The organism is Aeromicrobium alkaliterrae (assembly GCF_039529015.1).
GTDB lineage: Bacteria > Actinomycetota > Actinomycetes > Propionibacteriales > Nocardioidaceae > Aeromicrobium > Aeromicrobium alkaliterrae.
The window spans coordinates 1095021-1107929 of sequence record NZ_BAAAME010000002.1 but is presented as its reverse complement, the minus strand read 5'-3'; the positions used below and the strand labels follow the sequence as shown (position 1 = coordinate 1107929).

Annotated in this window: 12 protein-coding genes; 6 read left to right on the top strand and 6 right to left on the bottom strand. The window is 71.3% G+C overall.

The features are described from left to right. Positions 1–54: 54 nt before the first annotated feature. Complete coding sequence (gene lipA / locus ABD127_RS06580) at positions 55–963, bottom strand: lipoyl synthase (protein ID WP_344199431.1); 909 nt, start codon at positions 961–963, stop codon at positions 55–57. A gap of 90 nt (positions 964–1053) precedes the next feature. Here lipA and ABD127_RS06575 point away from each other — a divergent pair, with 90 nt between their 5' ends. From ABD127_RS06575 to ABD127_RS06560, 4 genes are all read left to right on the top strand, one after another. Beyond that, positions 1054–2310 carry a sensor histidine kinase gene (locus tag ABD127_RS06575; RefSeq protein WP_344198984.1) on the top strand — a complete coding sequence of 419 codons (1257 nt, stop codon included), beginning with the start codon at positions 1054–1056 and terminating at the stop codon, positions 2308–2310. Positions 2311–2320: 10 nt separating this feature from the next. After that, positions 2321–2959 (top strand): response regulator, encoded by a 639-nt coding sequence (locus tag ABD127_RS06570; protein ID WP_344198982.1) that lies wholly within the window; start codon positions 2321–2323, stop codon positions 2957–2959. A gap of 141 nt (positions 2960–3100) precedes the next feature. Then, positions 3101–3979 carry an ABC transporter ATP-binding protein gene (locus ABD127_RS06565; protein WP_344198980.1) on the top strand — a complete coding sequence of 293 codons (879 nt, stop codon included), beginning with the start codon at positions 3101–3103 and terminating at the stop codon, positions 3977–3979. Continuing rightward, positions 3976–5166 carry an ABC transporter permease gene (locus tag ABD127_RS06560; RefSeq protein ID WP_344198978.1) on the top strand — a complete coding sequence of 397 codons (1191 nt, stop codon included), beginning with the start codon at positions 3976–3978 and terminating at the stop codon, positions 5164–5166. Before ABD127_RS06565 ends, ABD127_RS06560 begins: the two co-directional genes overlap by 4 nt. Before the next feature lie 27 nt (positions 5167–5193). Here ABD127_RS06560 and lipB read toward each other — a convergent pair whose 3' ends face one another. Continuing rightward, the gene (gene lipB, locus ABD127_RS06555) at positions 5194–5913 is read right to left on the bottom strand and encodes a lipoyl(octanoyl) transferase LipB (RefSeq protein WP_344198976.1); all 720 of its coding nucleotides are present in this window, start codon (positions 5911–5913) and stop codon (positions 5194–5196) included. A gap of 70 nt (positions 5914–5983) precedes the next feature. Here lipB and ABD127_RS06550 point away from each other — a divergent pair, with 70 nt between their 5' ends. Further along, a complete protein-coding gene (locus ABD127_RS06550; RefSeq protein WP_344198974.1) occupies positions 5984–6427 on the top strand; it encodes a hypothetical protein in 444 nt (147 codons plus the stop codon). Between the two features lie 119 nt (positions 6428–6546). On the opposite strand, the gene ABD127_RS06545 is transcribed toward ABD127_RS06550, so the two are convergent. Genes ABD127_RS06545 through lpdA form a run of 3 tightly spaced genes read right to left on the bottom strand, consistent with a single transcriptional unit; the run spans position 6547 to position 10687 of the window. Beyond that, positions 6547–7449 carry a TIGR01777 family oxidoreductase gene (locus tag ABD127_RS06545; protein WP_344198972.1) on the bottom strand — a complete coding sequence of 301 codons (903 nt, stop codon included), beginning with the start codon at positions 7447–7449 and terminating at the stop codon, positions 6547–6549. A gap of 3 nt (positions 7450–7452) precedes the next feature. After that, on the bottom strand, positions 7453–9261 hold the full coding sequence (sucB, locus tag ABD127_RS06540) for a 2-oxoglutarate dehydrogenase, E2 component, dihydrolipoamide succinyltransferase (protein ID WP_344198970.1): 1809 nt from the start codon (positions 9259–9261) through the stop codon (positions 7453–7455). A gap of 19 nt (positions 9262–9280) precedes the next feature. Next, a complete protein-coding gene (gene lpdA, locus ABD127_RS06535) occupies positions 9281–10687 on the bottom strand; it encodes a dihydrolipoyl dehydrogenase (RefSeq protein WP_344198968.1) in 1407 nt (468 codons plus the stop codon). A 273-nt stretch (positions 10688–10960) separates the two neighbouring features. On the opposite strand from lpdA, the gene ABD127_RS06530 reads away from it, so the two are divergent. Continuing rightward, positions 10961–11413 (top strand): hypothetical protein, encoded by a 453-nt coding sequence (locus tag ABD127_RS06530; protein WP_344198966.1) that lies wholly within the window; start codon positions 10961–10963, stop codon positions 11411–11413. Between the two features lie 265 nt (positions 11414–11678). Here ABD127_RS06530 and ABD127_RS06525 read toward each other — a convergent pair. Further along, positions 11679–12909 (bottom strand): leucyl aminopeptidase (locus tag ABD127_RS06525; protein ID WP_344198964.1); only part of this gene is annotated, 1231 nt, incomplete at its 5' end.

Sequence of the window (12909 nt, the reverse complement as noted above, 5' to 3'; positions counted from 1 at the left end):
CGAGTGCGCTCTGGCGCGCGAGCCTCGAAACCTCTCGACCACCGGTGGTGGCGGTCAGGCGCTGGCGGCCTCGCGGGCCTCGATGGCCTGCTGGTAGAGGCGGCCGGCGCGGTACGAGGAGCGGACCAGGGGGCCGGACATGACGCCGGCGAAGCCGATGTCGGTGGCCTCCTGGGACAGCTCGACGAACTCCTCGGGCTTGACCCACCGCTCGACGGGGTGGTGGCGCTTGGAGGGCCGCAGGTACTGGGTGATGGTGATGAGGTCGCAGCCGGCCTCGTGCAGGTCGCGCAGCGCCTCGGAGACCTCTTCGCGGGTCTCGCCCATGCCGAGGATCAGGTTGCTCTTGGTGACCAGGCCGAAGTCACGGGCCTGGGTCAGGACGTCGAGCGAGCGCTCGTAGCGGAACGCCGGACGGATGCGCTTGAAGATGCGCGGCACCGTCTCGAGGTTGTGAGCCAGGACCTCCGGGCGGGACTCGAACACCTCGGTCAGCAGCTCGGGGATGCCGTTGAAGTCGGGGATCAGGTTCTCGACACCGGTGTCCGGGTTGAGCTCGTGGATCTTGCGGACCGTCTCGGCGTAGAGCCAGGCGCCACCGTCGGGCAGGTCGTCGCGCGCGACACCGGTGATGGTCGAGTAGCGCAGCTGCATCTTCTGCACGCTCTCGGCCACGCGACGCGGCTCGTCACGATCCAGCGCGGACGGCTTGCCGGTGTCGATCTGGCAGAAGTCGCACCGGCGCGTGCACTGCTCGCCGCCGATGAGGAACGTGGCCTCGCGGTCCTCCCAGCACTCGTAGATGTTGGGACAACCGGCCTCCTGACACACCGTGTGCAGGCCCTCGCCCTTCACCAGCCCCATGAGCTCGGAGTACTCAGGACCCATCTTCGCGCGGGTCTTGATCCACTCGGGCTTCTTCTCGATCGGGGTCTCCGCGTTGCGGACCTCGAGTCGCAGCATCTTGCGTCCGTCAGGTGCGATGGTCACGCGGTCCACTGTACGCCTGTGGGCCAGCCGGGCCGCGGGGCCCGAAGCCCGTAGGGTTTGGGTGTGACCTGGCTGACGCGCGACTGGCAGCGCCCTGCTCCGACGCCCCGTCAGCTGCGCGTCGACCTGCTGCTCGGGGTGGCCCTGGCGGTGCTCTCGGTCGCCTCGCTCGCGGTGTTCCGCAGCGCGGCCGGCATCGCCGAGCCGGAGCACGGCAACGAGTCGTACCTCTGGTTCGCCGCGGCCGGTGCGCTCCTGGGCCTGCGACGCCGGTTCCCCCTGGTGGTGCTGCTGCTCGAGTCCGCGACGTTCATCGTGATCGGCGAACGCTTCACCGACCTCGCGATCGTCTTCACGATCCAGATGACCCTGTTCGCCGCCCTCTACGCCGCGTGGGCGTGGTCGCGTCGCCCGCGGGCCCTGTACGCGACGACGGTCGTCGTGCTGGTCGGGATGTTCAGCTACCTGGCGTGGAGCTTCACGCGGCCCGACGCGCTGCCGCCCGCCGGGGACGTGACGTTCCTGCTGCCGCGTGACGTGGCGGTGATCGTCTACTCGCTCGCGATCAACGTCATCTACTTCTTCGGTGCGATCGCCTGGGGACAGGCGGCCTGGATGAGCGCCCGCCGCCGGGCCCTGCTCGAGGCGCAGTTCGAGCGTGAGCGCGGCCGCCAGCTCGTCGAGCGACGGCAAGCCGTCCAGGCCGAGCGGGTGCGCATCGCGCGGGATTTGCACGACGTCGTCGCCCACCACGTCAGCGGCATGGGGATCCAGGCCACCGGCGCGCGGCGCGTGCTCGACCGCGACCCGGCCCGTGCGGCCGACGCCCTCGAGACGATCGAGGCCGCGTCGCGGCAGGCGGTCGCGCAGATGCACCAGCTCGTGGGGCTGCTCCGCGAGACCGACGAGGACTCGTCGCGCGAGCCACAGCCCGGACTGTGCGACCTGCTCACCCTGGCCGACTCCAGCGGCAGCCCACGGGTCGAGGTCGAGATCGTGGGGGACCGGCGCGACGTCGACGCGACGATCTCGCTCAACCTGTACCGGGTGGCCCAGGAGGCCGTCACGAACGCGCGGCGCCACGCTCGTGCCAAGCGCGTCCTGGTGACGCTGCGCTACCTCGAGGACTTCGTCGAGGTCGAGGTCGTCGACGACGGCGTCGGCGCGAACGACGCGACGCAGGCAGCCGCGGACCACGGCGGCTTCGGCCTGACCGGTATCCGCGAGCGGGCCGCGATGCTCGGCGGACAGCTCGAGATCGGCAACCGACCGCACGGCGGGTATCGCGTCCGCGTGCGAGCACCACGGGAGACCACATGAGGGAGACGACATGACGACGGTCCTGCTGGTCGACGACCAGGACCTCATCCGCAAGGGGTTCGCGATGATCCTCGGGGTCGAGGACGACATCGAGGTCATCGGCGAGGCCAAGGACGGCCGTGAGGCGGTCGCGAAGGTCGCCGAGCTGCGTCCCGACGTGGTCCTGATGGACGTGCAGATGCCCGACGTCGACGGCATCGAGGCCACGCGGTCGGTCGTCGAGACGCACCCCGAGACCCGGGTCGTGATCCTGACGACCTTCGACGACGACCAGTACCTGTTCGACGCCCTCGACGCGGGCGCCAGCGGGTTCCTGCTCAAGAACTGCCCCGCCGACGACCTGATCAGCGCGATCCGGCTCGCCGCCGGTGGGCACTCGCTCCTGGCGCCCGAGGTCACCGAGCGCGTCATCGCCCGCTCGGCCCGCGGTCAGCAGGCCGCCGACCCGCGTCTGGACGACCTGACCGAGCGCGAGCGCGACGTGCTGGTCGCGATGGCGAAGGGGATGAGCAACGCCGAGATCGCGCAGGCGCTGTTCGTCAGCCCCGCGACGGTGAAGTCGCACGTCTCGCACGTCCTGGCCAAGCTCGACGCCCGCGACCGGGTGCAGGCCGTCATCACGGCCTACCGCTCGGGGCTGATGGACTAGCGCCGTCCTCCACCACCGGTCGGCCACCGTTCGTCTGCGGCGTCTCCGTCGCAGGGATGAGGTAAATCGGCGTCACGGGCGACCTCCGGAACCGTCCTCGTGGCCGATGCGACACGGTCGCGTTCCGCCTAGCGTGGAGCCATGATCGACGTCTCCTCCCTCAGTCGTCAGTTCGGTGACCATCTCGCCGTCGACGACGTGAGCTTCCAGGTCCGACCCGGCCGCATGACCGGTTTCGTGGGCGCCAACGGCGCCGGCAAGACCACCACGATGCGGATGATCATGGGCGTGCTCGCCCCCAGCGCGGGGGAGGTGCGCTGGAACGGTGAGCCGATCACCCCCGAGACCCGCCGCACCTTCGGGTACATGCCCGAGGAGCGCGGCCTCTACCCTCGCATGCGCATCCGCGAGCAGCTCGTCTACTTCGCCCGCCTGCACGGCTTCAGCCGCACCGACGCCGCGTCTCGGGCCGATGACCTGCTCGAGCACTTCGGCATCGTCGACCGGGCGGACGACCTGCTCGACGACCTCTCGCTGGGCAACCAGCAGCGCATCCAGATCGCCGCCGCGCTGATCCACCGGCCGGCCGCCCTCGTGCTCGACGAGCCGTTCAGCGGCCTCGACCCGCTGGCGGTCGACGCGATGGTCGACCTCCTGCGCCGCGAGGCCAAGGACCTTCCCCTGCTGTTCTCGAGCCACCAGCTCGACCTCGTCGAGCGCCTCTGCGACGACCTCGTGATCCTCTCCGGCGGCCGTCTGGTCGCCTACGGGCCGGTCGAGGAGCTGCGCGGCCAGGGCGCCGACCGCTACCGCGTCGTCATGGACGGCAGCGACGCCGCCTGGCTGCGCGACCTGCGCGGCATCGAGGTGCGCGACGTCGACGGCTCGACCGCCCTGGTCGACCTCGACGGCCTGACGCCGACCGAGCTGACGCGCGCCGCGGTCGAGCGAGGTCCGATCGTCGAGGTCAGCCGAGCACGCCAGCCCCTGTCCGAGATCTTCCGGGAGGTCATCCGATGAGCACGTCCACCCCCGCACGCGGCGCCTGGCGCCTCGTCGCCGAGCGCGAGATCTCGACGCGCGTCCGCGAGAAGTCCTTCATCATCGGTGTCCTCGTCACCGTGGTGCTCGTCGCGGGCGCGGTCGTGGCGGCCTCGCTGCTGTCGGGCCGCGCCAGCACGAGCGACATCGCGGTCGTCGGCCCCGAGGCCTCCGCGATCGTCCAGACCGCCGACGGCGGAGCGATCGCCACGAGCGACAACACCTCCTTCGAGGCCCAGGAGTACAACACGGCCGACGAGGCCGAGGCTGCGGTCCGGGACGAGAAGGTCGACGCTGCCCTGGTCCCGGCCGACGACGGCGGCTTCCGCATCATCGGGCTGACCGAGGTCGACAGCACGACGGAGCAGGCGCTCACGGCCGCCGTGTCGGAGACCGTGCTGCAGGCCAACGCCGCGCAGCTCGACGTCGACCTGAGCGAGCTGAGCGCCGGCACCACGGCCACCACCAGCGTGCTGGAACCTGCTCCGGAGGACGACGGGGGCCGCTACGCGGTCGCGACCGTCATGGTCATCCTGTTCCTGCTCACCGTCATGATCTTCGGCCTGCAGATCGCGCAGAGCGTGACCCAGGAGAAGGAGAGCCGCGTCGTCGAGATCCTCGCCGCTGCGGTGCCCATCCGGGCCCTGCTGTGGGGCAAGATCGCGGGCAACACCGCACTCGCCCTCGGCCAGGTGGTCCTGGTGGTGGTGGCCGGAGTCGGCGCCGCCCTGGCGATGGGGGAGACCGACTTCCTCGGCGACGTGGGCTGGTCGCTCGTGTGGTTCCTGGTGCTGTTCCTGCTGGGCTTCATCGCGATGGCGACCCTGTGGGCCGTGGCCGGCTCGCTGGCAGCGCGGGTGCAGGACATCAACTCCACGACCCTGCCCATCCAGGGCCTGCTGTTCGTGCCCTACCTGGCCGTGTTCATGGGCAACGACACCATGACCGAGGTGTTCTCGATGATCCCGATCTCGGCCACCATGGTGATGCCGATGCGCCTCGCGACCGAGACCGTGCCCGTGTGGCAGCTGGGCGTCGCGATCGGCGGCACGATCATCGCGGCTGCGCTGCTGGTCAAGCTCGGCGTCCGGATCTACGAGCGCTCGCTGCTGCGCACGGGCAACAAGCTCGGGTACCGCGAGGCGCTCAGCCTCTCGGCCGACTGACGTCGGCGGGCCTCTCGGCCGACCGACCTACGGCGTCGTCGGAGTGAGCACGGGCACCGTGAGGTGCTCGTGCTCACGGCCGATGTCGGGGCTCGACACGTACGGCTCCCAGGCCAGCAGCTCCACGAGGTGCGGGCGCACGGCGGCCGCAGCCTCGGGCACGGTGACGTCGCGCCCCAGCTCGGCCGAGAGCGTCGTGACCCCGGCATCGGCGATGCCGCACGGCACGAACCGGTCGTACCAGGCCAGGTCGATGTCGGCGTTCAGGCTGAAGCCGTGCATCGTGATGCCGCGCGAGACGCGGATGCCGATCGCGGCGATCTTGCGCTCGGGCCGGCCCCGTGCGGCGGCCAGCCACACGCCGGACCGTCCCTCGACGCGCCCGGCCGCGACCCCGAGGTCGGCGACGGCGCGGATCAGGGCCTCCTCGACGCGGCGCACGTAGTCGACGACCAGGACGTGCGACGGGAGCTTCGTGATGGGATATCCGACCAGCTGGCCGGGGCCGTGGAAGGTGATCTTGCCGCCGCGGTCGACGTCGATGACGGGGGAGCCGTCCTGCGGCCGCTCGTGCGGCTCGGTGCGTCGGCCGGCGGTGTAGGTCGGCGGGTGCTCGAGGAACAGGGCGGTGTCGCCGATCTCCTCGGCGGCCCGCTGGTCGAGCAGCGCGCGCTGCAGGTCCCACGCCTCCTGGTAGTCGAGGGCGTTCTCACCGAACCAGTCGTCACGCACCAGCAGCTCGCTCACGCGACCAGCCTACGCCTGTCCTGTGGACAACGGTTTGGCACCGGCTGGCCCAGCGCGCAGGCTCGGGCGCATGGATCCCTGGGGTGTCACGGCGGCTGCCTACCTGGTCTCGCTGCTCGGCGCTGCCGGCGGCGGACCCGCGTGCCTCGACCTCGCGACGCTCGACCTGCACCGCAGTGCGGCGATCAGCAGCGGCTCCGCCGATGAGCTCACGACGCTGTTCGTCGACGAGGCCGCCGCCGCGTCCGAGGTCGCCGTCCTGCAGCAGTGGAACGGTCGCGGCCTCGTGCTGGAGTCGGCGATGCTCGTCATCGGCTCGTGCGTCGTCGTCGACGACAGCGGCGGTCGCGTGGTGCTCGAGGTCGTCGACCGGCTGGCTCCGACGCGCGCGATCGACGACGTCGGCCTGTCCACGGCACTGCCGCGCGACGACTGGTCGCGGCGCACCGTCGTGATCCAGGACGTCGACGGCCAGTGGCGCTACGCCGGCGGCTCGCCCGCCACGGGTGGTTGAGGTGCGAGTGCCGCCTGCGGCGCGAGCCTCGAAACCGTGGTTGGTTCGACGCGAATGGTGACCAGGGTTTCGAGGCTCAGGCGCTAGAGCGCCGTCGCACCGCAACCACCGGGGTGGGGTCAGGGCTTGAGGCCGCGCTTCAGGGTCGAGGCGATGTCGGGGGTCTCGAAGCTGAAGCCGGACTGCGACAGGGCGCGGGGCTCGAGCCGGAGCGAGCCCAGCAGCTCGTCGGACAGGCCACCGAGGGCCAGCTTGAGCACGGGAGCGGGGGCCTTGAGGAACGCCTTCGCGTCGACGGCCTCGGCCAGGGCGCGGGTGAACTGGCGGTTCGTGACCGGGTCGGCGTTGGCCAGGTTGACCGGCCCGGCGACATCCGTCTCGGCCAGGTGGGCGACGGCGCGCACCCAGTCGACGCGCGAGATGTAGGACATGTACTGGTCGCCCGAGCCGAGAACGGCCCCGCCGTACCGCCGGAACGGGATGGCCATGAGCTTCAGGGCACCGCCGGACTCGTCGAGCACGAGCGAGGTGCGCAGGAAGCACACCCGGGCGCCCGCCGTGACGGCCGGCTCGGTGGCGGCCTCCCACTGCTGGGAGACCGAGGCCAGGAACCCGTCGCCGGCCGACTCCGACTCCGGCAGCAACGTGTCGCCGCGGTCGGCGCCGTAGTACGACATGCCGGAGGCCGACAGGAGCGCCGCGGGCCGCTTCGAGCGGGCCACGGCCCGAGCGAGCGTGGAGGTCGCGGCGATGCGGGACCTCAGGATCTCCTGCTGGTACTTCGCCGTGCGGGGCCACCGCTGGATCGGGGCGCCGCTGAGGTTGATCACGACGTCGGCGTCGTCGATCAACCGCTGGTCGAGATCGGACCCGTACGGGTCCCAGAGCGACGCGTCGGCGTCGTGCGCCGATCCGCGGACGAGCCGCGTGACCGCATGTCCGCGGTCACGCAGCTCGTCGACGAGCGGGCCGCCGAGGAAGCCGGAAGCTCCCCCGACGACGACTCGCAGCGCGTCAGTCATGGGTCAGGACCCGAGCTCGGCCTCGAACTGGCCGGCCTGGAGCCGGGCCTTGACCGCCTGCAGGAAGCGACCCGCGTCGGCGCCGTCGATGATGCGGTGGTCGTACGTCAGCGCGAGGTACGCCATGCTGCGCACCGAGATGCTGTCGTTGCCCTGCTCGTCGGTGGTGACGACCGGACGCTTGACGACCGCGCCGACACCCAGGATCGCGACCTGCGGCTGGTTGATGATCGGCGTGTCGAACAGAGCCCCGTTGCTGCCGAGGTTCGTGATCGAGAACGTGCCGCCGGACAGCTCGTCGGGCTTGATCTTGTTGGTGCGCGTGCGCTCGGCGACGTCGGCGATCTTGCGGGCCAGGCCCGCGATCGACAGGTCGCCCGCGTCGCGGATGGTCGGCGCGAGCAGACCACGCTCGGTGTCGACCGCGATCGAGAGGTGCTCGCCGTCGGGGTACGTGACCGTGCCCGCCTCGACGTCGAGCGCCGCGTTGAGCTGCGGGTACGCCTTGAGCGCCTCGACGGCGGCCTTGGCGAAGAACGGCAGGAACGTCAGCTTGACGCCCTCGCGCTCGGAGAACGCGTTCTTGTGCTTGTTCCGCAGACGTGCGACCTCGGTGACGTCGACCTCGTGGACCTGCGTGAGCTGGGCCGAGATCTGCAGCGACTCGACCATGCGCGAGGCGATGACCTTGCGCAGGCGCGAGAGGCTCTCGGTCTTGCCGCGCAGGGCGGACGGCTCGGGAGCGGCGGCCTTGGGCGCGGAGGCGGCCGGGGCGGCCTTCTCCTCGGCGGCCGGCGCTGCGGACTTCGCCTTCTCGGCGGCCTCCAGCACGTCGGCCTTGCGGATGCGGCCACCGACGCCGGACCCCGTCACGGTGGACAGGTCGACGCCGTGCTCCTTGGCGAGCTTGCGGACGATGGGCGTCACGTAGCCCTCGCCCTCGTTGCTGGAGCCGGACGCAGCCGGCTTCTCCTCGGCCTTCGCAGGCTCAGGCGCCTTCTCCTCGGCCTTCGGCTCCGGCTCGGGCTCCGGGGCCTTCTCCTCGGCCTTCGGCTCCGGCTCTGCGGCCTTCTCGGGCTGGGTCTCCTCGGGCTCCGGCTCGGGGGCCGTGTCCTCGGACTTCCCCTCGGCCGGGGCGGCGTCGCCGGAGCCGATGATCGCGAGCTCGGCGCCGACCTCGACGGTCTCGTCCTCGGCGACCTTGATCTCGAGCAGCGTGCCCGCGACGGGCGACGGGATCTCGGTGTCGACCTTGTCGGTGGAGATCTCGAGCAGGGGCTCGTCGACCTCGACGGTGTCGCCGACGGCCTTGAGCCACTGGGTGACCGTGCCCTCGGTGACGCTCTCGCCGAGCGCCGGCAGCGTGACGGACGTGCCGTCGGTGTTGCCGGTGGCGGGCTGGGCCTCGGCCTTGGGTGCCTCGGCCGGCTCGTCGTCCGTGGTCGGCGACTGCGTGGGCTCCTCCGGCTCCTCGGCCTTCTCCTCGGGCTCGTCGGCCTTCTCGACCGCAGCGTCCTCGGTCTCCTCGGGCTCGGCCGGCTCCTCGGACGGGGCGTCGTCGCTGCCGGACTCGTCGGCGTCGCCGATGATCGCCAGGATCGCGCCGACCTCGACGGTGTCGTCCTCAGCGGCCTTGATCTCGAGCAGCGTGCCCGCGACGGGGGAGGGGATCTCGGTGTCGACCTTGTCGGTGGAGATCTCGAGCAGGGGCTCGTCGACCTCGACGGTGTCGCCGACGGCCTTGAGCCACGTGGTGACGGTGCCTTCGGTGACGCTCTCGCCCAGGGCGGGCAGGGTGACTTCGGTAGCCATGATCTGTTCCTTCTGCCGCTCAGGCGTGGGAGTGGAGGGGCTTGCCGGCCAGAGCCAGTGCGGCCTCGCCGAGGGACTCGTTCTGGGTGGGGTGCGCGTGGATGAACTGCGCGACGTCCTCGGGGTACGCCTCCCAGTTCACGATGAGCGATGCCTCACCGACCTGCTCGCCGAGGCGCGTGCCGACCATGTGGACGCCCACGATGGGGCCGTCCTTCTCGCGCACCAGCTTGACGCTGCCCGCGGTCTGCAGGATCTGGCTCTTGCCGTTGCCGCCGAGGTTGTACTCGACGATCTCGACGTTGTCGTCGCCGAACTTCTCCTTGGCCTGCGGCTCGGTGATGCCGACCGAGGCGATCTCGGGCTCGCAGTAGGTGACGCGCGGGATGCCGGAGTCGATGACGGGCTGCGGGTTCAGGCCAGCGATCTCCTCGGCCACGAAGATGCCGTGGGCGAAGCCACGGTGCGCGAGCTGCAGGCCGGGCACCAGGTCGCCGACGGCGAAGACGCCCTTGACGTTGGTCGCGAGGCGCTCGTTCGTGGGGACCCAGCCGCGGTCGACCGTGACGCCGGCCTCCTCGAAGCCCATGCCCTCGCTGCGCGGGCCACGGCCCACGGCGACGAGCACCAGGTCGGTCTCGATCGTGTCGCCGTTCTCGAGCGTCACGGTGGCACCGTTGTCGGTCTGCTCGACGCCCTTGAACTTCACGCCGGTCTTGAACGCGATCTTGCGCTTGCGGAAGGCCCGCTCGAGCTGCTTGCTCAGCGACGGGTCCTCCAGCGGCACCAGGGTCTTGAGGCCCTCGATGATCGTGACGTCGGCGCCGAACGACTTCCAGACGCTGGCGAACTCGACGCCGATCACGGAGCCGCCGATGATGACGACCCGCTCGGGGACCTCGGTCATCGTGAGGGCCTCGTCGGAGGTGACGATGCGCCCGCCGATCTCGAGCCCCAGCGTGCGAGCGGTGGAGCCGGTCGCGAGGATCACGTTCTTGCCGGTGTACTTCTCGCCGCCCACCTCGACCGTGCCGCCGCCATTGCTGTCGGTGGAGACGAGCTTGCCCTCGCCCTCGACGATCGTGAGGGTCTTGGACGACTTCAGCAGGCCCTGCAGTCCCTTGTAGAGGCGCTCGACGACGCCGTCCTTGAAGGCGTTGACGCCCTTCATGTCGATGCCCTCGAGGGAGGCCTTGACGCCGAACGTCTCGGACTCGCGGGCCGCGTCGGCGACCTCGGCGGCGTGCAGCAGCGCCTTGGTCGGGATGCAGCCGTTGTGCAGGCACGTGCCGCCCAGCTTGCCCTTCTCGACCAGGGCCACCGTCAGCCCCAGCTGGCTGGCCCGCAGGGCCGCGGCGTAACCGCCGCTCCCGCCGCCCAGGATCACGATGTCGTAGGTGCCAGGGCCGTTCGGGGCGTCCGCCACGATGTCCTCCGTTGAAGCGTCGTCGTCTGGTGGTGATCACTCACCTGACAGCCATCTTTGCACTCCGTCGGTGACCGTGCGCGAGGGGGCTGGAGGCCTCTCCCACCTACTCCGGAGTCACTTCTCGACCGCTCGTCCGGCACACTGTCTGCCATGGGTTGGTTGAGCAGGCGCAAGGCCTCGCGAACGGCATCGGGCGCCGCTGTGTCGGACCGTGACGCAAGTCGCGCGGACCTGGACCACCTCCGGGAGTTCGCCCGGTCGAGGTCCGGCGTGGAGGCGTTCGTGGAGCCGGCGACGTCGGTCACGCAGATCACCGTCGTGCTCGTCGCGAGCGACGGCGAGTGGACGCGTCGCCGCATCCCGTCGGCCAAGGCCGCCGCCGACCTGGCCCGCAAGCTCGAGATCCCCGTCTACGACACCAACCGGGTCGGCTACCCGCAGCGCATGCGCGACTACGACCAGCGCCAGCGGCTCAACCCCACGGCCCGGGCCACGGTGAACCTCAAGCCGGCCCCGGCGCTGACCCCGGCGGAGAAGAACGCCGTCATGACCCTCGAGGTCATCGCCGGCGTCGACCCGCTCGCCGACGACGCCTCGCGCGAGGAGCTCGTGCACCTGTGGCGCCAGGCCCGCTCCAAGGCGCACCCCGATCGCACCGGCGGCAAGCGCGACGCGTGGGACAAGGTCGAGAGCGCCGCGCGAGCCCTGGGGCTCGACAGCTAGGCGTTTCCGCGCTGCGCGTCTGCTGCCCGCCCTGCGGGGCGGGGGACAAGCGGCATGGACGACCCAGCCGGGTCCGGCTCACCGTCCGGTGACCGCCGATGATGCATCGGGGTAGCGCGGGGAGCCCTCGTGCATCGACGCTCGCTGGCGCCGGACCGGGAACGATGCTTTTCGGTTGCTCCGGCTGCCCAAATGCATCATCGCCGGTCCCGGCCCCGCCGTGTGGTCCGTGCCTGCTTGTCGGCGACCAAGTGATGCGGTCAGGTCAGCCGACGAGGTCGCGCGCGAGCTGCACCAGGGTGCGGACCGCGACGCCCGTGCCGCCGTTGGGAATCTCGCCGTAGGCGGCACCGTCGTTGAAGGACGGGCCGGCGATGTCGAGATGGGCCCAGGGCGTCTCGCCGACGAACTCGCGCAGGAAGGCGGCCGCGAACAGCGTGCCGCCGTACGGCTTCGGGTTGTGCTGACGCAGGTCGGCGATCTTCGAGGTCTTGACCGCGGCCCCGATCTCGGTCGGGATCGGCAGCGGCCACATCGGCTCGCCTGCCGTGCCGGCGGCCGAGGAGAGCCGCGCGATCGTGGCGTCGTCGCTGCCGAGGATGCCGCTCGTGCGCTCGCCGAGCGCGACGACGCACGCGCCGGTCAGGGTCGCGACGTCGACGACGAGGTCGGGCGTGGCCTCGGTGGCCAGCGAGAGCCCGTCGGCCAGGACCAGACGGCCCTCGGCGTCGGTGTTGAGCACCTCGACGGTCGCGCCGCTGCGCATCGACAGGACGTCACCGGGGCGGGTGGCGGTGCCGCTGGGCATGTTCTCCGCGAGGCACGCGTACGCCGTGACCTTGATCGGCAGGCCGAGCTTGGCGATCGCGAGCGTCGCGGTGACGACGGCCGCCGCGCCGGCCATGTCGATCTTCATCGTCGACATGCCGGGGCCGGACTTGATCGACAGTCCGCCGGAGTCGAACGTGATGCCCTTGCCGACCAGCGCGAGGTGCTGCTTGGCGCCGCGGGGGGCGTAGGTGAGGGTGACGAGGCGGGGCGGGGTCTCCGAGCCACGACCCACGGCCAGGATGCCGCCGCAGCGCTCCTTCGCCAGACGCTTCTCGTCCCAGACGTCGACCTTGACCGCGGTGCCGGCGACGCTGGCAGCCAGGTCGGCGATGGCGTCGGCGAAGGTCGGCGGACGCAGGTCGCCGGGCGGGGTGTTGACCCAGTCGCGGGCCTGGGCCACGGCGTCGGTCACGACCGCGGCGTCCTCGACCGCGCGCGACGCGGCCGACTGACGCGCGAACGAGCTCAGCACGACGTGCTCGTTGGGCGCCGGGACGGGGGAGTCCGACGACGGGGTCTGGTAGGCCGTGTAGCGGTAGCGACCCAGGCGCACGCCCTCGGCGACCGCCACGGTCTCCTCGATGCTGGCCGGGTGCAGGGCGACCGCGACCGAGCCCTTGGGAGCGCGGCGGACGCCTCGCGCCGCAGCGGCGCGCAGGTCGGCC

Coding starts and splice junctions, on each gene's coding strand:
- lipA (WP_344199431.1), bottom strand. CDS start 963: ATGCTGCGACTCGAGGTCCGCAACGCGGAGACCCCGATCGAGAAGAAG.
- ABD127_RS06570 (WP_344198982.1), top strand. CDS start 2,321: ATGACGACGGTCCTGCTGGTCGACGACCAGGACCTCATCCGCAAGGGG.
- ABD127_RS06565 (WP_344198980.1), top strand. CDS start 3,101: ATGATCGACGTCTCCTCCCTCAGTCGTCAGTTCGGTGACCATCTCGCC.
- ABD127_RS06560 (WP_344198978.1), top strand. CDS start 3,976: ATGAGCACGTCCACCCCCGCACGCGGCGCCTGGCGCCTCGTCGCCGAG.
- ABD127_RS06550 (WP_344198974.1), top strand. CDS start 5,984: ATGGATCCCTGGGGTGTCACGGCGGCTGCCTACCTGGTCTCGCTGCTC.
- ABD127_RS06545 (WP_344198972.1), bottom strand. CDS start 7,449: ATGACTGACGCGCTGCGAGTCGTCGTCGGGGGAGCTTCCGGCTTCCTC.
- sucB (WP_344198970.1), bottom strand. CDS start 9,261: ATGGCTACCGAAGTCACCCTGCCCGCCCTGGGCGAGAGCGTCACCGAA.